The organism is Candidatus Pantoea gossypiicola (genome assembly GCF_008632075.1).
GTDB classification, from domain to species: Bacteria; Pseudomonadota; Gammaproteobacteria; order Enterobacterales; family Enterobacteriaceae; genus Pantoea; species Pantoea gossypiicola.
In genome coordinates, this window is sequence record NZ_VWVM01000006.1 from 101,557 (window position 1) to 126,816 (window position 25,260).

Annotated in this window: 24 protein-coding genes, 3 tRNA genes and 1 pseudogene; 18 read left to right on the plus strand and 10 right to left on the minus strand. The window is 56.7% G+C overall.

The features are described from left to right. Positions 1 to 78: 78 nt before the first annotated feature. The 14 genes from cydA to F3I20_RS09780 all read left to right on the plus strand — a co-directional run bounded on the left by cydA (position 79) and on the right by F3I20_RS09780 (position 9,517). Positions 79 to 1,650 (plus strand): cytochrome ubiquinol oxidase subunit I, encoded by a 1,572-nt coding sequence (gene cydA / locus F3I20_RS09715; RefSeq protein WP_061061929.1) that lies wholly within the window; start codon positions 79 to 81, stop codon positions 1,648 to 1,650. Between the two features lie 11 nt (positions 1,651 to 1,661). Beyond that, a complete protein-coding gene (gene cydB / locus F3I20_RS09720; RefSeq protein ID WP_150037217.1) occupies positions 1,662 to 2,801 on the plus strand; it encodes a cytochrome d ubiquinol oxidase subunit II in 1,140 nt (379 codons plus the stop codon). A 15-nt stretch (positions 2,802 to 2,816) separates the two neighbouring features. Beyond that, a complete protein-coding gene (gene cydX / locus F3I20_RS09725; protein WP_013357150.1) occupies positions 2,817 to 2,921 on the plus strand; it encodes a cytochrome bd-I oxidase subunit CydX in 105 nt (34 codons plus the stop codon). Continuing rightward, complete coding sequence (ybgE, locus tag F3I20_RS09730) at positions 2,921 to 3,214, plus strand: cyd operon protein YbgE (RefSeq protein WP_150037216.1); 294 nt, start codon at positions 2,921 to 2,923, stop codon at positions 3,212 to 3,214. The genes cydX and ybgE overlap by 1 nt, the downstream gene beginning before the upstream one ends. Before the next feature lie 178 nt (positions 3,215 to 3,392). Beyond that, on the plus strand, positions 3,393 to 3,797 hold the full coding sequence (ybgC, locus tag F3I20_RS09735; RefSeq protein WP_010260759.1) for a tol-pal system-associated acyl-CoA thioesterase: 405 nt from the start codon (positions 3,393 to 3,395) through the stop codon (positions 3,795 to 3,797). Then, on the plus strand, positions 3,794 to 4,480 hold the full coding sequence (tolQ, locus tag F3I20_RS09740; protein WP_003853142.1) for a Tol-Pal system protein TolQ: 687 nt from the start codon (positions 3,794 to 3,796) through the stop codon (positions 4,478 to 4,480). Before ybgC ends, tolQ begins: the two co-directional genes overlap by 4 nt. A 13-nt stretch (positions 4,481 to 4,493) precedes the next feature. Further along, a complete protein-coding gene (tolR, locus tag F3I20_RS09745) occupies positions 4,494 to 4,922 on the plus strand; it encodes a colicin uptake protein TolR (RefSeq protein WP_013357153.1) in 429 nt (142 codons plus the stop codon). A 27-nt stretch (positions 4,923 to 4,949) separates the two neighbouring features. Continuing rightward, the gene (tolA, locus tag F3I20_RS09750; RefSeq protein WP_150037215.1) at positions 4,950 to 6,218 is read left to right on the plus strand and encodes a cell envelope integrity protein TolA; all 1,269 of its coding nucleotides are present in this window, start codon (positions 4,950 to 4,952) and stop codon (positions 6,216 to 6,218) included. Positions 6,219 to 6,333: 115 nt separating this feature from the next. Continuing rightward, a complete protein-coding gene (gene tolB, locus F3I20_RS09755) occupies positions 6,334 to 7,629 on the plus strand; it encodes a Tol-Pal system beta propeller repeat protein TolB (protein ID WP_150012265.1) in 1,296 nt (431 codons plus the stop codon). Between the two features lie 51 nt (positions 7,630 to 7,680). Continuing rightward, the gene (gene pal / locus F3I20_RS09760; RefSeq protein ID WP_003853135.1) at positions 7,681 to 8,208 is read left to right on the plus strand and encodes a peptidoglycan-associated lipoprotein Pal; all 528 of its coding nucleotides are present in this window, start codon (positions 7,681 to 7,683) and stop codon (positions 8,206 to 8,208) included. 9 nt (positions 8,209 to 8,217) lie between these two features. After that, positions 8,218 to 9,009, plus strand: a complete 792-nt coding sequence (gene cpoB / locus F3I20_RS09765; protein WP_150012263.1) for a cell division protein CpoB — start codon at positions 8,218 to 8,220, stop codon at positions 9,007 to 9,009. 164 nt (positions 9,010 to 9,173) lie between these two features. Beyond that, positions 9,174 to 9,249 (plus strand) — tRNA-Lys (locus tag F3I20_RS09770). 70 nt (positions 9,250 to 9,319) lie between these two features. Then, positions 9,320 to 9,395, plus strand: a tRNA-Lys gene (locus tag F3I20_RS09775). Positions 9,396 to 9,441: 46 nt separating this feature from the next. Beyond that, a tRNA-Lys gene (locus tag F3I20_RS09780) sits at positions 9,442 to 9,517 on the plus strand. Positions 9,518 to 10,043: 526 nt separating this feature from the next. Here the strand turns inward: F3I20_RS09780 and F3I20_RS09785 are convergent. Next, positions 10,044 to 11,519 (minus strand): AlkA N-terminal domain-containing protein, encoded by a 1,476-nt coding sequence (locus tag F3I20_RS09785; protein WP_150012261.1) that lies wholly within the window; start codon positions 11,517 to 11,519, stop codon positions 10,044 to 10,046. Positions 11,520 to 11,596: 77 nt separating this feature from the next. Further along, positions 11,597 to 11,818, minus strand: a complete 222-nt coding sequence (locus F3I20_RS24155) for a hypothetical protein (protein ID WP_223814482.1) — start codon at positions 11,816 to 11,818, stop codon at positions 11,597 to 11,599. On the opposite strand from F3I20_RS24155, the pseudogene F3I20_RS09790 reads away from it, so the two are divergent. From F3I20_RS09790 to pnuC, 3 genes and pseudogenes are all read left to right on the plus strand, one after another. After that, positions 11,723 to 12,210 (plus strand): annotated as a pseudogene (locus F3I20_RS09790) (methylated-DNA--[protein]-cysteine S-methyltransferase). The gene F3I20_RS24155 and the pseudogene F3I20_RS09790 sit on opposite strands and share 96 nt — an antisense overlap. A 126-nt stretch (positions 12,211 to 12,336) precedes the next feature. Then, the gene (gene nadA / locus F3I20_RS09795) at positions 12,337 to 13,398 is read left to right on the plus strand and encodes a quinolinate synthase NadA (protein WP_150037214.1); all 1,062 of its coding nucleotides are present in this window, start codon (positions 12,337 to 12,339) and stop codon (positions 13,396 to 13,398) included. Positions 13,399 to 13,421: 23 nt separating this feature from the next. Then, positions 13,422 to 14,144, plus strand: coding sequence for a nicotinamide riboside transporter PnuC (pnuC, locus tag F3I20_RS09800; protein ID WP_150012255.1), 723 nt, complete (start codon positions 13,422 to 13,424; stop codon positions 14,142 to 14,144). On the opposite strand, the gene zitB is transcribed toward pnuC, so the two are convergent. From zitB to F3I20_RS09820, 4 genes are all read right to left on the minus strand, one after another. After that, positions 14,138 to 15,127 carry a CDF family zinc transporter ZitB gene (gene zitB, locus F3I20_RS09805; protein ID WP_150012253.1) on the minus strand — a complete coding sequence of 330 codons (990 nt, stop codon included), beginning with the start codon at positions 15,125 to 15,127 and terminating at the stop codon, positions 14,138 to 14,140. The genes pnuC and zitB overlap by 7 nt on opposite strands. Then, positions 15,105 to 18,242: an ATP-binding protein gene (locus F3I20_RS09810; protein ID WP_150037213.1), complete on the minus strand. Its 3,138-nt coding sequence runs from the start codon at positions 18,240 to 18,242 to the stop codon at positions 15,105 to 15,107. Before F3I20_RS09810 ends, zitB begins: the two co-directional genes overlap by 23 nt. Continuing rightward, positions 18,224 to 18,805 carry a response regulator transcription factor gene (locus F3I20_RS09815; RefSeq protein WP_150012249.1) on the minus strand — a complete coding sequence of 194 codons (582 nt, stop codon included), beginning with the start codon at positions 18,803 to 18,805 and terminating at the stop codon, positions 18,224 to 18,226. Before F3I20_RS09815 ends, F3I20_RS09810 begins: the two co-directional genes overlap by 19 nt. Positions 18,806 to 18,903: 98 nt before the next feature. Continuing rightward, positions 18,904 to 19,272: a YbgS-like family protein gene (locus F3I20_RS09820; RefSeq protein WP_190285945.1), complete on the minus strand. Its 369-nt coding sequence runs from the start codon at positions 19,270 to 19,272 to the stop codon at positions 18,904 to 18,906. Positions 19,273 to 19,559: 287 nt separating this feature from the next. Between F3I20_RS09820 and aroG the strand changes: the two genes are divergently transcribed. Then, positions 19,560 to 20,612, plus strand: a complete 1,053-nt coding sequence (aroG, locus tag F3I20_RS09825) for a 3-deoxy-7-phosphoheptulonate synthase AroG (protein ID WP_150037212.1) — start codon at positions 19,560 to 19,562, stop codon at positions 20,610 to 20,612. Positions 20,613 to 21,092: 480 nt separating this feature from the next. On the opposite strand, the gene gpmA is transcribed toward aroG, so the two are convergent. The 4 genes from gpmA to galT form a co-directional block, all read right to left on the minus strand. Then, positions 21,093 to 21,845 carry a 2,3-diphosphoglycerate-dependent phosphoglycerate mutase gene (gene gpmA / locus F3I20_RS09830; protein WP_003851893.1) on the minus strand — a complete coding sequence of 251 codons (753 nt, stop codon included), beginning with the start codon at positions 21,843 to 21,845 and terminating at the stop codon, positions 21,093 to 21,095. A gap of 151 nt (positions 21,846 to 21,996) precedes the next feature. Further along, positions 21,997 to 23,031, minus strand: coding sequence for a galactose-1-epimerase (gene galM / locus F3I20_RS09835; protein ID WP_150012245.1), 1,035 nt, complete (start codon positions 23,029 to 23,031; stop codon positions 21,997 to 21,999). Next, complete coding sequence (gene galK, locus F3I20_RS09840; RefSeq protein WP_150012243.1) at positions 23,025 to 24,173, minus strand: galactokinase; 1,149 nt, start codon at positions 24,171 to 24,173, stop codon at positions 23,025 to 23,027. Before galK ends, galM begins: the two co-directional genes overlap by 7 nt. Beyond that, positions 24,170 to 25,216 (minus strand): galactose-1-phosphate uridylyltransferase, encoded by a 1,047-nt coding sequence (gene galT / locus F3I20_RS09845; RefSeq protein WP_150012241.1) that lies wholly within the window; start codon positions 25,214 to 25,216, stop codon positions 24,170 to 24,172. Before galT ends, galK begins: the two co-directional genes overlap by 4 nt. Positions 25,217 to 25,260 lie beyond the last annotated feature (44 nt).

A 25,260-nucleotide genomic window follows, 5' to 3' on the forward strand; every position in this document is an offset into this window, starting at 1 on the left:
ACAGTCGTTCCTGACTCTGATTACGTTCGATTCTGATCGCGCGCGTGACGGAGACAAAGCGAGGAGCAAGGAGTCCTTATGTTAGATATCGTCGAGCTATCGCGGTTACAGTTTGCCTTAACGGCGATGTACCATTTTCTGTTCGTCCCTTTAACGCTGGGTATGGCGTTTTTGCTGGCGATCATGGAAACGGTTTATGTCCTGAGCGGTAAACAAATTTATAAAGATATGACGAAGTTCTGGGGCAAGTTATTTGGTATTAACTTTGCGCTGGGTGTCGCCACCGGCCTGACCATGGAATTTCAGTTCGGGACAAACTGGTCATATTACTCTCACTACGTCGGCGATATCTTCGGCGCGCCGCTCGCCATTGAAGGTCTGATGGCGTTCTTCCTTGAATCGACCTTTGTCGGCCTGTTCTTTTTTGGCTGGGATCGGCTGGGTAAAGTGCAGCACATGGCGGTGACCTGGCTGGTGGCGCTGGGTTCGAACATGTCTGCGCTGTGGATTCTGGTCGCTAACGGCTGGATGCAGAACCCCATCGCCTCTGAATTCAACTTCGAAACCATGCGCATGGAAATGGTCAGCTTCTCAGAGCTGGTACTGAACCCGGTGGCGCAGGTGAAATTTGTTCACACCGTTGCGGCCGGTTACACCACCGGCGCGATGTTCATTCTGGGTATCAGCGCGTGGTACATGCTGAAAGGGCGTGACCTTGCTTTTGCTAAACGCTCGTTCGCTATCGCGGCCAGCTTTGGTATGGCGGCAGTGCTCTCCGTGATTCTGCTGGGCGATGAGTCAGGCTACGAAATGGGCGACGTGCAGAAAACCAAGCTGGCCGCTATTGAAGCAGAGTGGGAAACCCAGCCAGCACCCGCCTCATTTACGCTGTTTGGCCTGCCCGATCAGGCAACGCAGGAGAACCGATATGCCGTGCAGATCCCGTGGCTGCTGGGCCTGATCGCGACCCGATCCATCGATAAGCCGGTCACCGGCCTGAAAGATCTGATGGCTCAGCATGAAGTGCGTATCCGTAATGGCATGAAAGCCTACACCCTGCTGAATGAGCTGCGCAGCGGCAGTCAGGATCCCGCAGTGCGTGACGCGTTCAACAGCCACAAGCAGGATCTCGGTTATGGTCTGCTGCTGAAGCGCTATACCGACAACGTGGCGGATGCGACCGAAGCGCAGATTAAACAGGCAACGCAGGACTCTATCCCGCGCGTAGCGCCGCTCTATTTCGCGTTCCGTATTATGGTGCTGTGTGGCGTACTGCTGCTGGGCATTATCACACTCTCCTTCTGGAGCGTAATACGCAATCGCGTGGGCAAAAATCGCTGGTTACTTAAAGCGGCACTGTTTGGTATTCCCTTACCCTGGATTGCCGTCGAGTCAGGCTGGTTCGTAGCCGAGTATGGTCGTCAGCCCTGGGCTATTGGTGAAATCCTGCCAACCGCGGTGGCCAACTCCTCGCTGACTGTTGGCGATCTGCTGTTCTCGATGATCCTGATCTGCGGACTCTACACGCTGTTCCTGGTGGCAGAGATGTACCTGATGTTCAAATTCGCCCGCCTTGGGCCGAGCAGCCTGAAAACCGGGCGTTATCATCATGAGCAGATTACGGCAACCACTCAGCCGGTTCAGGGATAAGGAGAGCGACCATGTTTGATTATGAAGTTCTGCGCTTTGTCTGGTGGCTACTGATCGGCGTGCTGCTGATTGGCTTTGCTGTCGCAGATGGTTTTGATATGGGCGTCGGGATGCTGACGCGCATTCTGGGCCGCACCGATACTGAACGTCGCATCATGATTAACAGTATCGCCCCGCACTGGGACGGTAACCAGGTCTGGCTGATCACCGCGGGTGGCGCGCTATTTGCTGCCTGGCCGATGGTTTACGCGGCGGCCTTCTCCGGCTTTTACGTGGCGATGATTCTGGTGCTCGCGTCGCTGTTCTTCCGTCCGGTCGGTTTCGATTACCGCTCGAAGATTGAAGATAACCGCTGGCGTGGTGCCTGGGACTGGGGCATTTTCATTGGCAGCTTCGTGCCGCCGCTGGTGATTGGCGTGGCCTTTGGCAACCTGTTACAGGGTGTGCCGTTCCATGCCGATGAGTATCTGCGTCTGTTCTACACCGGCAACTTCTTCCAACTGCTGAATCCGTTTGGCCTGCTGGCGGGTGTGGTCAGTGTGGCGATGATTCTGGCCCAGGGCGCAACCTACCTGCAGATGCGCACTACTGGCGAACTGCATCTGCGTTCGCGTACCGCTGCACAACTTGCCGCGCTGGTGATGATGGTTTGCTTCATCCTGGCGGGTGTCTGGGTGAAATATGGTATCGATGGCTATGTGGTGACCAGCACAATGGATCACTTCGCCGCCTCGAACCCACTGGGAAAAACTGTCGTGCGGGAAGCGGGTGCCTGGATGATCAACTTCCAGAACCATCCTGTACTGTGGCTGTTCCCGCTGCTTGGTTCGGTGCTGCCGCTGCTAACCGTACTCTGCTCGCGGGTTGAGAAGGGCGCATGGGCGTTCCTGTTCTCCTCACTGACGCTGGCCTGCGTCATCATGACCGCGGGTATTGCGATGTTTCCGTTCATCATGCCATCCAGCACCGTGCCGGGGACCAGCCTGACAATGTGGGACGCCACGTCCAGTCTGCTGACGCTGCAAACCATGACCGTGGCCGCCGCTATCTTTGTCCCAATCATTCTGATTTACACCACCTGGTGCTACTGGAAGATGTTTGGCCGTATTACCAAAGAGCAGATTGAAAGCAACAGTCACTCACTCTATTAATAAAGGAGATGTCGCATGTGGTATTTTGCCTGGATTCTCGGCACGTTGCTGGCCTGTGCCTTTGGTATCGTGACCGCGCTGGCGATTGAACACGTTGAAGCGCAGGATGAGACGCACTGATGCGCACGCCAGTTCGGATGCTCTATGATCTGATGGATAAGGGCTCGTTACGGGCCCTTTCAATGCTGCTGGCGCTGCTGACGGCGGGCGGCGTGATGTGGGATCCGACCCGTTTTGCCAATCAGGCGGGTCAGCTTCCTGCTCTGCAGGGGCTGGTGCTGATCTGGGCGGTCTGCTGCGGAGTGATCCACGGTGTGGGTTTCCGGCCACGGAAAACCCGATGGCAGGCGCTGTTTACGCCGTTACCGGCTCTGCTGGTGTTATTTATTGCGCTTTACCGTTATTACCTTTAATCCCCCGCCTTACCCGCGCTGTCAGTGAATATTTGTCAGCGCCGGGTCAATAAATCTCTCTGAAATCGTTCCGTTTGTTACGGAGCGATAATTATTTTCGCCTGGCTCTGGCGACCCATTCCCAACCCCAATTCTCTTGCGTATAGTAGCAACGTTTAAAACGAGGCCGGGATGTAGAGTGAGTACAACGCTGTTTCGCTGGCCGGTTCGGGTCTACTACGAAGATACTGATGCCGGTGGTGTGGTTTATCACGCCAGCTATATCGCTTTTTATGAACGAGCACGTACCGAAATGTTGCGACAGCACCATTTCAATCAGCAGACGCTGTTAGAACAGCAGATCGCTTTTGTGGTACGGCGCATATCGGTGGACTATCTTGCGGCGGCGCGTCTTGATGACCTTCTGGAGATCCAGAGTGAGGTCACATCAATGACCCGGGCGACCATGACGTTCACGCAGCGTATCGTGAATACTGAAGGCAAAGTGCTCAATGAGGCAGAAGTCCTGATTGCCTGCATTAACCCACATCTGATGAAGCCGATTGCGCTTCCCAAGTCTATTGTCGCGGAGTTCAAGCAGTGACTGACATGAACATTCTTGATTTGTTCCTGAAGGCGAGCCTTCTGGTCAAACTTATCATGTTGATTTTGATCGGCTTTTCTATTGCCTCCTGGGCCATCATTATTCAGCGCACACGTATTCTGAATGCGGCGGGAAGAGAAGCGGAGGCGTTTGAAGACAAATTCTGGTCTGGCATCGAACTCTCGCGCCTGTATCAGGAGAGCCAGGAGCGCCGGGAAGAACTGGGCGGCTCGGAGCAGATTTTCTATTCCGGCTTCAAAGAGTTTGCCCGCCTGCATCGCGCCAATAATCATGCGCCGGAAGCGGTCATTGACGGGGCGAGTCGTGCTATGCGTATCTCAATGAACCGCGAGCTGGAAGCACTGGAAAACCATATTCCATTCCTGGGAACGGTCGGCTCAATCAGTCCTTACATCGGTCTGTTTGGTACCGTCTGGGGAATTATGCACGCCTTTATCGCGCTGGGCGCGGTGAAGCAGGCGACACTGCAGATGGTGGCACCGGGTATTGCTGAAGCACTGATTGCGACCGCTATCGGTCTGTTTGCCGCGATTCCGGCGGTCATGGCCTACAACCGTCTGAACCAGCGCGTGAACAAACTGGAGCAGGGCTACGACAACTTTATGGAAGAGTTCACTGCCATCCTGCATCGCCAGGCTTTCTCCAGCGATAGCGCTAAGTAAATAGAGGTTAATGATGGCCAGAGTACGTGGTCGCAAAAGCCGCGACCTGAAGTCGGAAATCAACATCGTTCCGCTACTGGACGTCCTGCTGGTGCTGTTGCTGATCTTCATGGCGACGGCACCCATTATTACCCAGAGCGTGGAAGTGGATCTGCCTGATGCGACCGACTCTAAAACGGTTTCCAGCGATGATAATCCGCCGGTAATTGTCGAAGTGGCGGGCGTAGGGCAGTACAGCCTGGTCGTGGATCACGACCGTATGGACCAACTCCCGCCTGAGCAGGTGATCAGCGAAGCGCAGCGTCGACTGGAAGCGAATCCTAAGACGGTCTTTTTGATCGGGGGCGCGAAAGAGGTGCCTTACGATGAAATTATTAAAGCGCTCAACCTGCTGCATCAGGCGGGTGTTAAATCTGTCGGTTTGATGACGCAGCCGATTTAAAATCGAACCGTTTTTTGGGAACCGAGTGTGTCGAAGGCAACCGAGCAAAACGAGAAGTTAAAGCGCGCGATAATCATTTCGGTGATTCTGCATATCGTGCTGATCGCGCTGCTGGTATGGAGCTCGTTTAATGAGCATGTTGACCCCAGCAGTGCGGGTGGCGGTGGCAGTGATATTGATGCAGTGATGGTCGATCCCGGTGCCGTCGTCAGCCAGTACAATCGTCAGCAGAATCAGCAGAGTGACAGTCAGCGGGCTGAGCAGCAGCGTAAAAAGCAGGCGCAGCAGCAGGCTGAAGAGCTGCAACAGAAACAGGCCGCTGAACAGCAGCGTCTGAAAGCGCTGGAAAAAGAGCGTCTGGCCGCGCAGGAAACGGCGAAAGAAGAGGCCAAACAGCAGGCTGAGCAGCAGAAAGCCGCCGAAGAGGCCGCGAAACAAGCTCAGGAGCAACAGAAAACGGCGGAAGCGGCCGCAGCCAAAGCCAAAGCAGATGCAAAAGCCCAGGCGGATGCACAGGCAAAAGCCGCGGCTGAGCAGGCGAAGCAGGCCGCAGCAGACGCAAAAAAGCAGGCTGATCAGCAGGCGAAAGCCGCCGCGGCCGCTGCGGCAAAAGAGAAAGCTGTAGCGGAAGCGAAGGCAAAGTCTGAAGCAGATGCGAAAGCGGCGGCAGAAGCCAAAGCGAAAGCGGCGGCGGAGGCAAAAGCGAAAGCGGCTGAAGCCAAAGAAAAAGCAGCCGAGGCAGCGAAAGAGAAAGCTGCAGAAGCGGCGAAAGAGAAAGCAGAAGCCGCTGCTAAAGCAAAAGCGGATGCCGCGGCAAAAGCCAAAGCCGATGCGGCAGCCAAAGCAAAAGCGGATGCTGCTGCTAAGGCCAAAGCAGATGCGAAAGCGAAAGCCGCCGCTGATGCCGCCAACGACAGCGATGTCGATGATTTACTGGGTGGACTCGCTTCCGGCAAAAATGCACCGAAAAGCGGCACCTCTGGCGCAGCAGCAGGGCAGGGAAACCAGAAGAAAGCGGGCGCAACAGGCGCGGAAATCAACTCCTATATGGGACAGGTCGTCAGTGCGATTCAGAGCAGATTCTACGATGCCGATCTGTATCGCGGAAAAACCTGTGATTTGCGGATTAAACTTGCGCCGGATGGCTTGTTAATTGATGTTAAGTCAGAGGGTGGCGATCCCGCGCTCTGTCAGGCTGCGATTGCTGCCGCTAAACAGGCACGTATTCCGAAGCCGCCTTCGCAGGCGGTCTACGAAGTGTTTAAAAACGCCCCAATGCGTTTTAAACCGCAATAATGCAGTAACGGGCGGCAAGTTGTTCTATGTTTAGCTTGCCGTACTTAAGTTGTACTCGTGGTTTCCAGGAACAGTGCCAATTATCGTGGACTGAGGTTCAGATAAGGGAGATAAAATGAAGCAAGCTCTTCGCGTTACGTTAGGCTTTTTTATCCTGCTGTGGGCAGCCATGCTGCATGCAGAAGTTCGAATTGAGATCACCCAGGGTGTCAACACCGCGCGCCCGATTGGCGTGGTGCCGTTTAAATGGGCGGGTGCAGGTGCCGCGCCAGAAGATGTCGGCGGCATCGTAGCGGCTGACCTGCGCAACAGTGGCAAATTTAATCCACTGGATCGCTCGCGTCTGCCACAGCAGCCTGCCAGTGCGCAGGAAGTTCAGCCTGCCGCCTGGAGCGCGCTCGGCATTGATGCCGTTGTCGTCGGACAGGTTGCCTCTAACCCGGATGGCAGCTATCAGGTTTCTTATCAGCTGGTGGATACCGGCGCTGCGCCAGGTACCGTACTGGCACAGAACTCGTATAAAGTGACTAAACAGTGGCTGCGTTATGCCGCCCACACGGCCAGTGATGAAACGTTCCAGAAGCTGACCGGCATTAAAGGCGCTTTCCGTACCCGCATCGCCTATGTCGTGCAGACCAATGGCGGTCAGTTCCCGTATGAGCTGCGCGTCGCTGACTACGATGGTTACAATCAGTTCGTGGTACACCGTTCACCACAGCCACTGATGTCGCCAGCCTGGTCTCCGGATGGCAGCAAAGTGGCCTACGTAACCTTTGAAAGCGGTAAATCTGCGCTGGTGATTCAGACGCTGTCTAACGGTGCTATCCGTCAGGTTGCCTCTTATCCACGCCACAACGGTGCACCAGCGTTTTCGCCAGATGGCTCTAAACTCGCTTTCGCGCTCTCTAAAACGGGCAGCCTGAACATTTATGTGATGGATCTGGCCTCAGGTCAGACGCGTCAGGTGACGGATGGTCGTTATAATAGTACTGAACCGACCTGGTTCCCGGACAGCCAGACTCTGGCTTACACCTCGGATCAGGCGGGTGCACCTCAGATTTATAAAGTAGGAATTAATGGCGGCGCGCCACAACGTATTACCTGGGAAGGTGGTCAGAACCAGGATTCGGATGTCGCAACCGATGGCAAATCCATGGTGATGATTAGCACCAGCGGTGGTTCACAGCACGTCGCCAAACAGGATCTGGAAACGGGAGCCGTTCAAACGTTAACGGACACGTTCCTGGATGAAACGCCGAGCCTGGCACCAAACGGCACAATGGTAATCTATAGCTCTACTCAGGGGATGGGTTCCGTGCTGCAGTTGGTTTCAACCGACGGTCGTTTCAAAGCGCGTCTTCCGGCAACTGATGGACAGGTCAAATTTCCTGCCTGGTCGCCGTATCTGTAATGTCTGACCGTTCAGACATCGCAAACAATAAACAATAATGGGATTTTTGAAATGCAACTGAACAAAGTGCTGAAGGGTTTGATGCTGGCTCTGCCGGTTCTGGCAGTAGCGGCTTGTAGCTCACACAAAAACAACAACAATGACCAGACTGGCATGGGCGCTGATGGCGCTTACGGTGCAAACTCTGGCATGAACGGTAACGGCGGCAACATGTCTTCTGACGAGCAGGCGCGTCTGCAGATGCAGCAGCTGCAGCAGAACAACATCGTGTACTTCGGCCTGGACAAGTATGACGTTCAGTCTGATTACGCACAGATGCTGGATCAGCACGCGACTTTCCTGCGCAGCAACCCATCATACAAAGTGACCATCGAAGGTCACGCGGATGAGCGCGGTACGCCGGAATACAACATCGCCCTGGGCGAACGTCGTGCTAATGCCGTTAAAATGTACCTGCAGGGTAAAGGCGTGTCGGCTGATCAGATGTCTATCGTTTCTTACGGTAAAGAGAAGCCAGCCGTTCTGGGTCATGACGAAGCAGCGTATTCTAAAAACCGTCGTGCCGTACTGGTCTACTAAGAGAATCACATGGTTAGTAACTTCAGACGTCATCTGTTGAGTCTGTCGTTACTGATTGGCGTAGCGGCCCCCTGGGCCGCTAATGCCCAAGCGTCAATCAGTAGCGTTGGCTCCGGCTCGGTCGAAGACCGTGTCACCACTCTTGAACGAATCTCTAATGCCCAGGCACAACTGATGCAGCAACTGCAGCAGCAGATGAGCGATAACCAGCGTGATATCGACGCGCTGCGTGGGCAAATCCAGCAAAACTCGTATCAGTTGAATCAGGTGGTTGAGCGGCAGAAGCAGCTTTACCAGCAGATTGACAGCCTGAGCAGCGCCAGCAGCGGCGGGCAACAGGCAGCAGGCAGCGATGCCGCAGCAGATACCGGCGCAGCAGCCACCGCAGGCGCAGCAGCATCCACGGAGAGCGCACCCGCGCAGACCGGCGATGCTAACAGCGATTACAATGCGGCTGTGGCGCTGATTCTGGAGAAGAAACAGTATGACCAGGCGATCAGCGCGCTTCAGGCGTGGGTAAAACGTTACCCGGATTCGACCTATCAGCCGAATGCGAATTACTGGCTGGGTCAGCTGAACTACAACAAAGGCAAAAAGGACGACGCGGCGTATTATTACGCCACGGTGGTGAAGAATTATCCGAAGTCGCCGAAAGCTGCAGAAGCGTTGCTGAAAGTGGGTGTCATCATGCAGGAGAAAAAAGACACGGCGAAAGCCAAAGCGGTCTTCCAGCAGGTGATCAAACTTTATCCAGACACCGACTCTGCTAAACAGGCGCAGAAACGTCTGGCAAGCCTGTAATTTGTCCGGTTCAGACCAGATATCGTGTGATTTCTGGTCTTGCCGTATGAAAGGTAAGCAACTGAAGCATTTAGCAGAAATAAGAGTTGCGCTACCCCGCTAAATCAGTAATATATGCCGCCGTTGCCGGGGCACATTGCAAAGTGTCTGGCAAGCCTGAAGATGGGTCGTTAGCTCAGTTGGTAGAGCAGTTGACTTTTAATCAATTGGTCGCAGGTTCGAATCCTGCACGACCCACCATCTCCTTCAGACGCGCTTTTAACGCGCTGTTTTAAGAAGAAGACTTCAGCATTGCTTCACAACCTAAGATGGGTCGTTAGCTCAGTTGGTAGAGCAGTTGACTTTTAATCAATTGGTCGCAGGTTCGAATCCTGCACGACCCACCATCTTATCTCAGCCGCCTGTCGCGCTGAACGGTTGTAAGCCCTCAGCGGGTCGTTAGCTCAGTTGGTAGAGCAGTTGACTTTTAATCAATTGGTCGCAGGTTCGAATCCTGCACGACCCACCAATTAAGAAAGAAGCGCCTTTAAGGCGCTTTTTTCGTTTTCAGGGCACGGTATTCACCGTGCAGGGTGAGAACCTGCAGCAGGTTCGACTGAATCGCCAGGCAATCCTGCATGACCCACCAATTAAGAAAGAAGCGCCCTTTGGGCGCTTTTTTCGTTTCTGCGGTATCTGGCTCACGTTAAATGTATAAAGTTACTGGCGTTTGAGGTAGTGGGCAAAGTCTGGCTGAGTTCGCTGAGAGATCCAGCCTGCGCAGAGAACACGGTCAGATCGGAAAGACGCAAAAGCCGTCATCCATGACCTGCTCGGCCCGCGCCGTCCTGGCGCGGGACGCTTTCCTCCTCTTACCGTGTTCCCTGCGCATCGGGCTTAATTGTTGCTGGAGGATTAAAGCTGATTTAGCTTTCTCAGCCATCTAAAAGCGCTGCTGGCGATAATTGCGCAGGACGCTTTCTTCTTCTGAGCGTATTAACTGCTCGTTTTGCTGTTGCTTATGCTTTGCGGGGAGAGTTGCCCTGTACTCATCCTCACGCCTTTTTCTTCACCTTCGCCACTGCCAGGCTCTCCCAGATATGCATCACCGCATAGCTGCGCCAGGGACGCCAGGATTGCGAACGCGCTTCCGCTTCTTTCGATGACATCCCGCCCAGGTTATTACGGATGGCGATATCTTCCTTGGGAAAGGCATCTGGCCAGCGCAGGGCGCGCATCGCGATATAGTGCGCAGTCCAGGGACCAATGCCCGGCAGGCTGATCAGCTTTTTTATCACCTCGTCAGGCTGCTGAGCGGCGCTGAGGCGCAGGTCGCCGCTGGCGCAGGCGCCGGCAAAAGCGATGATGGCGCGGGAACGCGCGGCGCTGACAATGCCCATCGGTGCAACATCGTCCACCGTCAGTCCGGCGATACGTTCAGGAAGCGCGGTGTAACGGGTGAGATCGGCAAAAGGCGTCTCGCAAGGTTCGCCGAAGGCGGCGGCAAAACGGCTGCTGACCGTGGTGGCCGCTTTGACCGTTACCTGCTGACCGATAATGGCACGCACGCCCAGCTCGAAAGCGTCAAACGCGCCAGGCACGCGCAGACCCGGATGTGCGATCAGGCTGGGTGCCAGCAGCGGATCCTGGGCCAGGCAGGCGGCGATACGCTGCGGCTGCGCGTCGAGATCGAACAGGTCACGCAGACGGCGCAGCAGCAGAGGCAGCACCGGCGTCAGGGACGTTGAGAGCGTCACCTGCAATGCGTTCTTCTGCGGCAGATGGGAAACGCTGACCCAGCCCCGGCAGCGACCCAGCGCCACGGTGCGTCGCCAGCTGCCATCTTCCACTGCTTCGACCTCCTTCATCAGGTGCGTCTGCAAAAACCAGAGCATCGCCCCCCAGTCATAGGGAGGACGATAGGCCAGCCGCAGCGTCACGCGGTCGCCTGGCTGCGCACGCTTAGTGCCGGTGTCATCCCGACGCAGCGCGCTCGGCGTCATGCGGTAGCGCGCCTGGAACACATCATTAAAGCGACGCAGGCTGCTGAAACCGCTGGCGTAGGCGACTTCTGTAACCGGCAGCTGTGTTTCTGTCAGCAGCTGTTTTGCCAGCAGCATACGCCGTGTCTGCTTCAGCTCCAGCGGCGAGACGCCGAGTTCATGCTGCACGATACGGCGCAGCTGACGCAGGCTAAGGCCGAATTCAGCTGCAATCGCTTCCAGACCTTCGCGCTCCTCCAGCATGCCTTCCTCGATGCGCTGAATCAGCCGCTCTGCCACGCGATGCGGCTGATCAACGGGCGCATTGCCGGGGGCCAGTTCTGGCCGACAGCGCAGGCAGGGACGAAAGCGCGCTTTTTCGGCCGCCTCGGCGCTGCTGAAGAAAAGACAGTTCTTCTGCATGGGGGCTTTGACCGGACAGACCGGACGGCAATAGATACCGGTTGACGTCACGCCCACAAAGAAAACGCCGTCAAAGCGGGTATCACGAGAGGTCAGCGCCTGATAAGCAATGTCGGGATCGAGCATGTTATTTCTCCGGTAAATAAGCGCAGCCTACAACGGTGAATCCCGGCAGACTGGCTGTTTTCGGACAGCAAAACAGTTTAGAACCATGACCGAAAACAGCCAGTCAGGCTGATGAAAAGTGCGATAATAGGCGATGAAACCGTGACGGGAGAATCACCATGTACTACTTCAAACCGATAGTTACCCCGGTAGGTGAACTGAAACTGGTTGCCAGCGACAGTGGCCTGGCGGGCATCTTGTGGGAAAATGACGATCCGAAGCGCACCCGATTTTTGCCGCAGACGCGCAATGACGATCATCCCATTCTGATCGAAACTGAGCGTCAGTTAGGCGAATACTTTACCGGCGCGCGTCGCTGTTTTGAATTGCCGCTCGACATGGTCGGCACCGACTTCCAGAAAAAGTCTGGCAGGCGCTGGTGGCGATTCCGTTTGGTGAAACGCGCAGCTACAGCCAGATTGCCAGAGAGATCGGCCATCCACTGGCGGTGCGTGCGGTCGGCGCGGCCAACGGGCGTAATCCACTCTCTATTGTTGCGCCGTGCCACCGCGTGATCGGTGCCAACGGCAAGCTGACGGGCTTTGCAGGCGGGCTGGATATCAAAGCCTTCCTGCTGGCGCTGGAAGCGCCGCAGTCGCTTCCTAATAAAGCAGCTTCAGAACCGATTCAGTTAATGATACAGGCGGACTAAAAATCCCACGACACAGTCTGGCTTTTCCGCTATCGTGTTTAGAATATAAAACACGACGGCGGATTTATCGCCATTATTCGCCTTATCAGGCGATTTTCGTTAATTAGATAAAACGAGAGCTGTGTCATGAGTGTGATGTTCGATCCTGAAACCGCCGTTTATCCTTTTCCGCCTAAACCCGCCCGCCTGAGTGACGATGAGAAGGCGTTTTACCGTGAAAAAATCAAAGCGCTGCTGAAGGCGCGTAACGCCGTGATGGTGGCGCACTACTACACCGATCCGGAAATTCAGGCGCTGGCGGAAGAGACCGGCGGTTGCGTCTCCGACTCACTGGAGATGGCGCGCTTTGGCAGTCATCATCCGGCGACCACGCTGCTGGTAGCGGGCGTGCGCTTTATGGGCGAAACCGCCAAAATCCTCAGCCCGGAGAAAACCGTGCTGATGCCGACGCTACAGGCAGAGTGCTCACTGGATCTCGGCTGCCCGATTGAAGAGTTTAACGCCTTCTGTGATGCGCATCCCGATCGTACCGTCGTGGTCTATGCCAACACCTCAGCGGCTGTCAAAGCCCGCGCCGACTGGGTAGTCACCTCCAGCATTGCGGTTGAGCTGATTGAACACCTCGACAGCCTGGGCGAAAAGATCATCTGGGCACCCGATCGTCATCTTGGCCGCTACGTCACCCAGAAATCGGGCGCGGATGTGCTCTGCTGGCAGGGCGCATGCATTGTGCATGACGAGTTTAAAACCCAGGCGCTGCAGCGTATGAAAGCACTCTATCCCGACGCGGCGGTGCTGGTGCACCCGGAGTCGCCGCAGGCGATTGTCGATCTGGCGGACGCCGTTGGCTCGACCAGCCAGCTGATTCAGGCGGCGAAATCCCTGCCACATCCGCAGATGATTGTGGCGACCGATTGCGGCATCTTCTATAAGATGCAGCAGGCAGTACCGGATAAAGCGCTGCTGGAAGCGCCGACCGCGGGTGAGGGCGCAACCTGCCGCAGTTGTGCTCACTGTCCATGGATGGCGATGAACGGCCTCAAAGCCATCGCAGAGGCGCTGGAGACGGGCGGCGCGGAACATGAGATTCAGGTGGATGAGACGCTGCGTGAGGCGGCGTTACTGCCGCTTAATCGCATGCTATCCTTTGCAGCAGAACTTAAACTCAACGTGAAGGGCAACGCCTAAGCGTTCCCGGACAGGTGCTCAGCATGGACTTCTTCAGCACACATAATATTCTGGTTCACATTCCTCTGGGTGCCGGAGGCTACGATCTCTCATGGATTGAAGCCATCGGCACGCTGGCGGGCTTACTCTGTATCTGGTTTGCCAGCCTGGAAAAAATCATCAACTATCCGTTCGGTCTGATCAACGTTACGCTGTTTGCGGTGATCTTCTTTCAGATCCAGCTCTATGCCAGCCTCCTGCTGCAGCTCTTCTTCTTTGCCGCCAATATCTATGGCTGGTACGCCTGGAGCCGTCAGACCCCCGATCATCAGGCCGAGCTGAAAATCCGCTGGCTGCCACTGCCCAAAGCGCTGGCCTGGGCGGCGGGTTGTGTAATCGCCATTGCGCTGATGACCCTTTATATCGACCCGGTGTTTGCGCTGTTAACCCGTACAGCGGTGACGCTGATGAACGCTCCTGGCCTGTCGGTAGCGATGCCCGCGTTGCAGCCGGATGCCTTCCCGTTCTGGGATTCCTGCCTGATGGTGTTGTCGATTGCGGCGATGGTGCTGATGACGCGCAAATATGTTGAGAACTGGCTGCTGTGGGTCATCATCAACGTGATTAGCGTGATGATTTTCGCCCGTCAGGGCGTGTATGCGATGTCGCTGGAGTATGTGATTCTGACGCTGATTGCGCTGAACGGATCGCGTATGTGGATCCACAGCGCGCGGCAACAGGGTTCCCGCGCGCTATCGGCTCAGTGAGTGTGCGCTTCGCCTTTAGCGTGAGCTGGTTCATGATCATGGTCGTGAGAATGACTGTGATCATGGCCGGAGGCAGCCGCGCTGCTTAAGCCGAGTTCACACTCAGCACCGGCACAGGGCTGATACTCCATCTGCACCGTCGCATGCGCAATCTGGTAGTTCTGGCGCAGGTAGTCGTGAATACGATACAGCAGCGCATCGTGATCGTAAGGCGGGATCACCTGCGCATGCAGGGTGAGCAGCGGCTTTTCACCGACCTGCCACAAATGCACATGGTGAACATTGCGCACTTCGGCGATGTTCAGCGTCAGATCCCGAATCAGCCGGTTCACATCCAGCGAATGCGGTGCCCCTTCCAGTAACTCCTGCAGACTCTCACGCAGCAGCGCCCAGGCGCTGCGTAGCACCAGCAGGGAGACCAGCAGTGACAGAATCGGGTCTATAGGCGTCCAGCCGGTCAGCAGAATAATTACCGCCGCTATGATCGCGCCCACCGAACCCAGCAGATCACCCAGGACATGCAGCGCGGCAGCCCGCACGTTGAGGTTCTTTTCTCCGCTACCGTGATGCAGCAGCCAGAACGACAGAATATTGGCCAGCAGGCCGCCAATCGCGATCCCCAGCATCAGCCCGCCGGTCACCGGCTGCGGGTCGGCAAAGCGGCGTACCGCCTCCCAGACGATCAGCGCGGTAATGCCCAGCAGCGCAATTGCGTTAACAAAAGCCGCTACCGTGGTCAGACGCAGCAGGCCAAAGGTGTGGCGTGCATTAGGTTTACGGCGTGAGAAATGGACCGCCAGCAAGGCCATCAGCAGCGCGGCGGCGTCGGTCAGCATATGTCCGGCGTCCGCCAGCAGCGCCAGTGAACCTGAGAGCCAGCCGCCAATCACTTCAGCAACCATGAAGACGACGGTCACCCCGAAGGCGGCCGCCAGACGCGTGCGATTACTATCCTGCCCGCTATGAGTGTGGGTATGTGCCATAAGATTCCAGTTTTTTCAGTAACCTGTTTACGAATAATATCAGTAATTGCCACGTCTCAGACGTGTCCTGATGCTGTTTAACCTGCTCCGTCAGCTGCTGGCTGAGCTGCGCGCCATGCTCCAGCCCTGCCAGCAGGCAGCTTCCTTTCATCCGGTGTGCTGCTTCGGCGAACTGCGTCCAGTCTGCGCGTTCGTGTGCCTCACGCATCACAGCCAGGTCCTGTTTCACCGTACTGTGCAACGTCTGGCTCAGACGGCTGAGGAATTTGTCATTCTGCTGCGCCAGCTGCCACAGGTTGTCATCCAGTGTCGCCAGCGGATCGTCCTGCCACGCCTGCTGCCACAGGTTGTCATCCAGTGTCGCCAGCGAATCGTCCTGCCACGCCTGCTGCCACTCTCCCAGCACTGCGCTGAGATCGGCTAACTGCACCGGTTTAATCAGCACACGCTCGCCCGCCTCAGGCGACTGCGACAGCAGCTGCGCGTCAGCCGAGCAGAGCACCCGCATCGCCTGACGTCTGCGCTGGCGATCACGCCGACGCAATATCCGCAATAGCAGCGTACCGTCAGGGCGCGGCATCATCTGGTCGATAAACAATAGATCATAAGGCTGCTTTGCGTCGGCCTGCAGCAGTGCGCGTCCCTGTTCGAAGATGTCAGCCTGAATCGCAAAGCGCGCCAGCTGCTGCTGCATCACCAGCAGATTGGCTGGATGGTCATCGACAATCGCCACCCTAAGCTGTGGAAAGCCGGGCAGGGGCGTGTCGTCTGCGTGGCTTACCGGCGCGCAGATTTGCAGCGGCAGCGTCACGGTGACCTGAGTACCGTGACCCGATTCAGAGGCGAGCCGGATGTCGCCGCCCATCCGCAGCACCATTTCCCGGCAGATAAACAGCCCCAGCCCGCTGCCCTGTACGGAAACAGATTTTCCGGACGGTGCCTGATACCAGGGGTCAAACAGCTTCTGCTGTTCCTCCGGCGGAATCCCGCTGCCGCTGTCACTCACCGTCAGAACCAGCTGCTGCTCTGCGGCAAGGGTCAGACGAATCGCGCCGTGGCGGGTAAATTTCAGCGCATTGGTCATCAGGTTGTTGACCACCTGCTGCAGGCGGTCGGCATCAATTAATACGGTGTCAGGCAGCGGCGTCAGCGCCTCGACGATCAGACGCGGGCCGTCAGCGCGCATCAACGGATGATAAAAATGCTGCTGTTGGTCGAGCCACTGCGCCAGCGCCAGCGGACGGGGTGCCAGGGTAAAACTGTTGCTCTCGATGCGTGCATGATCCTGCAGGTCATTCAGCAGAGTCAGCAGCGATTGTGCGCTGCTGTGCAGCAGCGAAAGATTCTGGCTACTGTGCTGCTGCTTCTCCAGTTCCAGCAGACCCAGGATCGCCTGCATTGGGGTACGCAGCTCATGACTGACGGTCGCCAGAAACTGGCTCTTCATCGCATTGGCATGTTCCGCCTGCTCGCGCTGCTGACGCTCCCTGCGCTGCTGCCAGTAGCGGCGCGCCAGCAGTAACAGCAGCAGCACAATGGCTGCACCCGCTACTGCCAGCACCATCATCGGCAGCGAACGCATCACCATCACGCTGCCGGGCTGTGGCGGCGTTGACCAGCTATCGCGCATCTGACTTTGGGTATCAGCCGGAATCTGCTGCAGCGCGCGATCCAGCAGAGTAAGCAGCACCGGCTGGTCCGGCGTGACGCCCAGCGCAATCGGCCAGGCGATGTCGCTGGCGGCAAAGGCGAGGTGAATGCGGGCATCATCCCGGCTGGCGATGCGCCAGCGGGCGGAGAGCACGTTATCGACCAGCACGTCGATCTGCCCCTTTGCCAGCGCGTCATAGAGGCTATTACGATCGGCAAACGGCTGTGGCTGCAGATCCGCAGGCAGCAGACGCAGCGCCAGGTCATCCTGCAACACGCCGATCCGCTTGCCGCGCAGGTCGCGCCAGTGCGCCAGCGTATCGGACTGGACGCTGTAGATGCCCCACAGCGCGCGCCACACCGGTAGCGATGTGCTCTGCATCGCATCGCCATTCAGCGGCTGCATCAGCTGCAGCATTGCCTGCTTTTGCTGAATCAACGTGCTGGCCTGGCGGGGATTACTGACCCACACCGGCTCAAACTCTAATCCGGTGCTCTGCGCAATCGCTTTCAGCAAATCCACGCCATAGCCTCGGGCCGTTCCGCTGGCATCGCGATAACTCCAGGGGTAGTTGTCTGGTTCGGCGGTATAGGTAATACGCGGATGATCGGCTATCCAGGCGCGCTCAACGGGGCTGAGCATCAGAGTCTGGGTGTCCTGATAGCGCGGCAGGCTGCTGCTCCAGCGCGCCTGTAGCGTGTTCATCAGTTCTGCAGGCAGCTGACGCAGGCTCTGATTTATCCAGCTGATAAGCTGGGGATCGCGCGCCACCGCGCGCAGGTTAAGCTGGCCGGCCTCAATGTGGGAGGCGATCTGATAAATCTGGCCCTGTTGCAGCTGGCTCAGCAGAAAACCGGCGCTGGTTTCATCCGCCACTACATAGTCATTCTGCTGATTAAGCAGGGTATAGAGCGCCTGCAGATCGCTGCTGTAGCGTTGCCAGTTGTGACGGGCAGCCAGCGCAGATGGCAGCTGTGCCAGGGTGCTATCACTGATCGCAAGCGAGGCATTCTGGCTGTTAAACATCACGGCACGCTGGTTTTGCTGATTGCGGTAAACCCGCAGCGGACTGCTGAACCAGTTTTCGCTGCTCAGGGTGCCGGGTGGCAGCGGGGCACTCCACATGCCCAGCGCAAAATCGATCTGGCCGCTGGTCAGCGCCTGCATCAGATGCGGCTGATCGCTGTAGAGGTTAAGCGTGAACTGCGCGCCGGTCAGCTGTCGCAGCGCGGAAAGATAGTCGGCATTAATGCCATAGAGGTCATTGCCGATGCGCATTGCCCAGGGCGCGTGGTTCTCTTCCAGCAGGCCGACGCGCAGGATCCTGCCCTGCATCGTTTCCGCGTGCGTCACCGGCAGCATCATCGGCAGATTCACGCTGCTCACCGGACGCACCTCAGCCAGGCCGGTGCCGCACCAGAACAGCAGGATCAGCAGAATAACTCTCACTGCTGGGCTTTCCACAGGTCAGCCAGTTCCACCACTGAGCGGGCACCGGTTTTTTCCAGAATATTCTTTTTATGGGTACTGACCGTTTTGTTACTGATGTGCAACTGAGCCGCGATTTGCAGATTGGATAACCCACTGGCCAGCAGTGCCAGAATCTGACGCTCCTTCTGGGTCAGCGGTAGCTCAGGCTCATCATCCATCACCGGAAAAGCCGTCTGACCGCCCAGCACCGCCAGGATGGCGCTGAGTAATTGCGTCATACGCTGACTCTTTACCACGTAACCGGCCGCACCCAGCGCCTGAGCACGACGCACATAGTGGCGGGTCTGCTGTGCAGAGTAGATGAGCACCGGGCAATCAGGCCGATGGATCTTCAGACGACGAAGAAACTCCAGCCCATCACTGTCCGGCAGGCCGATATCCAGCACGATAATGTCCGGTTGCTCCTGAAGTAAGGGGCGAGCGGCTTTTTCACTGCTGGCAGAGAGGAGTTTAATGGGTATGGGTGACTGGCTCAGGGCAGCTTCCAGTGCCACTTCAACCAGCGGATGATCGTCAATCAAAAGCAAAACGGCCATGAAGGATTTCCTGTAAATTTCACAGGATTAGCATAGCGGAAGAGTGGGGCTGAGGGGAGAAAAACCCGGAGAGCCGTAGCTCTCCAGGCTAAACAGAATTACTGTGAAGTGCCGTCGGTTTTCGTGTTTACGTCACCGCCGCCCACTTTGGTCTGAACTTTTTTATTCACGTTCGGACATTTGCCATCTTTACACTGGCTGTTCTGGTCAATTTCATTAGCAGACATATTACCAGTGCTGGTAGTGCTGCCAGACGTTGCAGGATTCGTGTTGGTGCCAGTGTTATTAATTTTGCTGTTATCGACATTATTGGGTGGCAGATTCTCTTTCGCGCCACCTGCTGCTGCACCTGCACTGGCCGCCTGGTTTGCTGTACCGTTATTGCTGCTGCTATCTGCAGCCAGTACCGCGCCGCTGCTCAGTGTCATTGCTGCTGTCAAAAAGATTAAGGCAAACTTTTTCATCATTATGCTCCCGTTAATTAATGAAGAGGCTTTAAGCCCAGAGGTGCAATTTCGGGTAATAAAACCCCTGACGAAATAAAATTCGCCAGTTGGTTTAAACAGGGTAATTAAATAAGGTAAGCGGGACGTTCCTCAGTGCTTACCATTAAAAAGTCTAGTCGCTAACCTGATTAATGCAAATATGACCCGCACATTTAACCCGCAGCAGGAATTTACACCCCTGGCGCTTCGGGCTACATTGGGCAGGATGTGTCCGGCGGGCGCCGGGCAAGAAATAATATGGAATCAGTATGAATTACCAGAACGATGATTTACGCATCAAAGAGATTAAAGAGCTGTTACCGCCTGTTGCGCTGCTCGAAAAATTCCCGGCGACCGATCGTGCTGCACAGACCGTTTCACAGGCCCGTCAGGCGATTCATCAGATCCTGCAGGGCAAGGACGATCGTCTGCTGGTGGTGATTGGACCCTGCTCAATTCATGACACTGAAGCGGCGAAAGAGTATGCAAGCCGCCTGCTGGCACTGCGTGATGAGTTGAAAGGCGAGCTGGAAGTGGTCATGCGGGTCTATTTTGAAAAGCCGCGCACGACGGTGGGCTGGAAAGGGCTGATTAATGACCCCTACATGGATAACAGCTACCAGCTTAACGACGGTCTGCGTCTGGCGCGTAAGCTGCTGCTGGAGATCAACGACAGCGGCTTACCGGCAGCGGGCGAGTTTCTGGATATGATTACCCCGCAGTATGTGGCTGACCTGATGAGCTGGGGCGCGATTGGTGCGCGCACCACGGAATCTCAGGTACACCGCGAGCTGGCATCCGGTCTCTCCTGCCCGGTAGGCTTTAAAAACGGCACCGATGGCACCATCAAAGTCGCGATTGATGCGATTAACGCAGCGGGATCGCCGCACTGTTTCCTGTCAGTGACAAAGTATGGCCACTCCGCCATTGTTGAAACCAGCGGAAACGGTGACTGCCATATCATCCTGCGCGGCGGCAAAGAGCCGAACTACAGCGCTCAGCATGTTGCTGAGGTTAAAGCAGGTCTGGCAAAAGCGGGTCTGCCACAGCAGGTGATGATCGACTTCAGCCATGCCAACAGCAGCAAGCAGTTCCAGCGTCAGATGGTGGTGGCAGACGATGTTTCACAGCAGCTAATCAGCGGTGAGCAGGCAATTGTGGGTGTGATGATTGAGAGTCATCTGGTGGAAGGCAACCAGAGTCTGGAGAGCGGCGAGCCGCTGGTCTATGGCAAAAGCGTCACCGACGCCTGTATCGGCTGGGAAGATACCGACAAGGTGCTGCGTCAGCTGGCGGCAGCGGTTAAACAGCGCCGCGGTTGATTGGCCTGTCCAGACTTTTAATAAAGTCTGGACAGATTCGCTTAGAGGATTGTGCCTCTGCACAGGGAACATGGTCAGATCGGAAAGACGCGAAAACCGCCATCCATGGCCTGCTCTGCCCGCGCGATTACGCACCTCATCCCTGAGGTGCGCCCGTAACCGGGCCAACGCGTTGCGTTGTTCAAAAACGCTCCCGGCGTTTTTAGTACGCACCTCATCCCTGAGGTGCGCCCGTAACCGGGCCAACGCGTTGCGTTGTTCAAAAACGCTCCCGGCGTTTTTTTCCGGGCGGCGGGACGCTTTCCTCCTCGGACCGTGTTCCCTGCGCACTAAGCTAATTTATTGCTGTAAAATTTATCGTGATTTGACGTTGTAAGCAGCTTGAGTCTGGCAGTTAAAGATGACACACAGCATTGCCGGGCGCAGCCCAATAAAAAAGGCCAGACTTTCGTCTGGCCTTTTTGCCTTGTCAGCGAGAAATTACTTCGCTTTACCCTGATTCGCAACGGCTGCGGCTTTCGCAGCAATCTCGTCCTGGTCGCCCAGGTAGTAGCGTTTCAGCGGTTTGAAGTTTTCATCGAACTCATACACCAGCGGAACGCCGGTAGGGATATTCAGCTCGAGGATTTCATCTTCGCTCAGGTTATCCAGATATTTCACCAGCGCACGCAGTGAGTTGCCGTGTGCGGCAATAATCACTTTCTCACCGCTTTTGATGCGCGGCAGAATGGTGTCGTTCCAGTAAGGGATGACGCGGTCGATGGTCAGCGCCAGGCTTTCGGTCGTTGGCAGCTGCTCCGGGGTCAGTTTCGCGTAACGCGGGTCATGGCCCGGGAAGCGCTCATCTGAACGATCCAGCTCTGGCGGGGTAACGGCAAAGCCGCGACGCCACTGCTTAACCTGCTCGTCGCCATATTTAGCGGCCGTTTCCGCTTTGTCCAGACCCTGCAGCGCACCGTAGTGACGCTCGTTCAGTCGCCAGGTTTTCTCAACCGGCAGCCAGGCCTGATCCAGCTCATCCAGCACATTCCACAGCGTGTGAATCGCACGCTTCAGTACGGAGGTGTAAGCGAAATCAAAAACAAAGCCTTCTTTCTTCAGCAGCTGACCTGCTGATTTGGCTTCGCCACGACCTTTCTCAGAAAGGTCAACATCATACCAACCGGTAAAGCGGTTTTCGTTGTTCCACTGGCTTTCGCCGTGTCGCACCAGAACCAGCTTAGTTACAGCCATAGCTTAACTCCTTAATACTGTGATGTTTCTGTGAGATTGGAAACCTGCTGCTGCCCGCCTGATACACGAGCTGATTGCGCCATACCATAACGGAAAAGCGGGCAGCGCGTAAGCCTGTGTGTGACGCACTGCGCGTTTTTCAGCCGGAGGCTCAGCGTGGCGTGAAGCGATACCGCGTCACCGATTCCCAGCGATCTCCCGGCTGCAGCCAGCAATCCGGCTGAGGCCACTCAGCATGATTCGGCGAATCCGGTAAAAATTCACTCTCCAGCGCAATGCCCTGGAATGCAGTATAGCTCGCCTGCTCACGGGCACGCGTGCCGGCCAGGTAGTTGCCGGTGTAGAACTGCAGTGCCGGTGCCGAGGTGGTCACGCTGAGCTGTAATCTGCCATCCTGCGACCAGAGTTCTGCCGCAGGCTGACTATCATCGCCTGCGCAGTTGAGCAGAAACGCATGGTCATAGCCCTTCACCGCGCGCTGGTCATCGTCTGCCAGGAAATCCTGCGCCACGACTTTGGCGTTGCGGAAATCAAAGCTGGTATCGGCAACGGCTTTCAGCGGCGCATTCGGAATACCTTCGCTGTCGACCGGCAGATAGTGGTCGGCGTGCAGTTGTAAGCGATGCTGGCGGGCGTCGCCATGATGCGCATCAAGATTAAAGTAGGCATGGTTAGTCAGATTGACCGGGCAGGGCTGATCGCAGCGCGCTTCGTAGCGGATGCTCAGGCAGTTCTGGTCATCCAGCTGATAGCGCACGTCGGCAATCAGATTGCCCGGATAGCCCTGGTCGCCATCCGGCGAATCAATGCGGTAGTGCACTTCGCTGTCAGACTGGCTGACAATCTGCCAGCGGCGTTTATCAAAGCCTTCCGGCCCGCCATGCAGCTGATGGGCACCCTGGTTTGGCACCAGCTGACGGTTCAGTTTATTAAGTTTTGCCCCGGCGATACGGTTGGCGTAACGGCCCACCGTAGCACCCAGATAGGCATCCTGATGCAGATAGTCAGAGGGCGTGGTGCAGCCGAGCAGTGCTTCACGCACGCTGCCATCCTGCATCGGGACGCGGGCAGAAAGCCAGGTTGCGCCCCAGTCCATAAAGGTTGCCAGCATGCCGTTGGCATTGCGCAGCACCGTTATGCGCCACGGCTGACCGTCGGGCGCATGGGAGTTGACGTCATTCAGCATTGGCCCGCTCCTTCAGAGGCTTTACAGACGTAGAAGGTCTCTTTGATGCCAGTCGCGGCTTCATACTGCTCTGCTACGGCGGCTTTCACCTGATCGACGAGATCCAGTGGCATGAGTGCCACGATGCAGCCACCAAAGCCGCCGCCGGTCATGCGCACGCCGCCGCGTTCACCAATCTGCGCTTTCACGATCTCAACCAGCGTATCGATCGGCGGCACGGTGATCTCGAAATCGTCACGCATGGAGGCGTGCGATTCAGCCATCAGCTGGCCCATACGGGAGAGGTCGCCCCGGCTCAGCGCATCGGCCGCTTCCAGCGTGCGGGCGTTCTCGGTCAGAACGTGACGCACGCGTTTTGCTACCTGTGGGTCGAGCTGCGCCTGGGCCGCTTCAAACTCCGCCAGTTCAACATCACGCAGCGCCTTCTTATTGAAGAAACGCGCGCCCGCTTCACACTGCTCGCGACGGGTGTTGTATTCGCTGCCGACCAGGGTGCGGCGGAAGTTGGAGTTGATGATCACCACCGCGATATCTTCCGGCATCGACACCGGACGGGTGCCCAGCGTGCGACAGTCGAGCAGCATCGCGTGATCTTTCTGGCCCAGTGCGGAGATCAGCTGGTCCATGATGCCGCAGTTACAGCCAACGAACTGGTTCTCCGCTTCCTGACCATTCACCGCGATAGCCGCGCCATCCAGCGGCAGGTTATAGAGCTGCTGCACCACGGTGCCGACCGCGACTTCCAGCGAGGCGGATGAGCTCAGCCCTGCGCCCTGTGGCACGTTGCCGCTGATTACCATATCAATGCCACCGAAATCGGCATGTCGCTGCTGCAGATGTTTCACCACGCCGCGCACATAGTTGGCCCACATCGGTTCCTGCACGCTGACAATCTCTTCGTCCAGCGAGAAGGTGTCCTGCGCATTCTCATAATCGGCAGCGACCACGCGAATCTGGCGATCGTCACGGCGGGCGCAGGCGATGACCGTCTGGTAATCGATGGCGCAGGGCAGCACAAAGCCGTCGTTATAGTCGGTGTGCTCGCCAATCAGGTTAACGCGGCCCGGTGCCTGAATGGTATGCGTGGCGGCGTAGCCGAAGGTGTCTGAGAAAAGCTGCTGCGTGATGGTTTTTAAGCTCATTGTTGTGCCTCACGGAAGTGAACGTCGCTGACAGAACGCAGACGTTCCGCCGCCTGTTCCGCCGTTAAATCGCGTTGGGTTTCGGCCAGCATTTCATAGCCAACCATAAATTTACGCACTGTTGCTGAGCGCAGCAGCGGCGGATAGAAGTGCGCATGCAGCTGCCAGTGATCGTTGGTTTCGCCGTTAAACGGCGCGCCGTGCCAGCCCATGGAGTAGGGGAAGGAGCACTGGAACAGGTTGTCGTAGCGGCTGGTCAGCAGCTTAATGGCTTTTGCCAGATCGGCACTCTGCGCTTCACTGAGATCGGTCAGCTGTTTGACGTGCGCTTTTGGCAGCAGCAGAGTTTCAAACGGCCAGGCAGCCCACCACGGCACGACGGCCAGCCAGTGTTCGGTTTCCACCACGGTGCGGCTGCCATCCTTCTGCTCACGTGCCAGATAATCGACCAGCATCGGCGAGCCATGTTTAGCGAAATAGTCGCGCTGATGATCATCTTCGCGCTGCGCTTCATTCGGCAGGAAGCTGTTGGCCCAGATCTGACCATGCGGATGCGGATTAGAGCAGCCCATCGCCGCGCCTTTGTTTTCAAACACCTGCACCCACGGATAGTGCTGACCCAGATCGGCGGTCTGCGCCTGCCAGGTGCGCACCACCTCTTCCAGCGCGCTCAGTGACATCTCCGGCAGGGTTTTGCTGTGATCGGGCGAGAAGCAGATGACCCGACTGGTGCCGCGTGCGCTTTCACAGCGCATCAGGATATCGTCGCTTTCAGGCGCGTCAGGTGTGTCGGTCATCAGCGCAGCAAAGTCATTGGTAAAGACGTACGTGCCAGAATAGTCCGGGTTTTTATCACCGGTAATGCGGGTATTTCCGGCACACAGGAAGCAGTCCGGATCGTGCGACGGCAAGGTATTAACCGCTGGCGTTTCCTGCGCGCCCTGCCACGGACGCTTGGCCCGATGAGGTGAGACTAAAATCCATTGATCAATCAGTGGATTGTAACGGCGATGCGGATGATCGACCGGGTTGAATTTTTCCATGTGAGATCCTGGTAAGCGTCAAAAGCCAGAGAGGCATCGGTAAA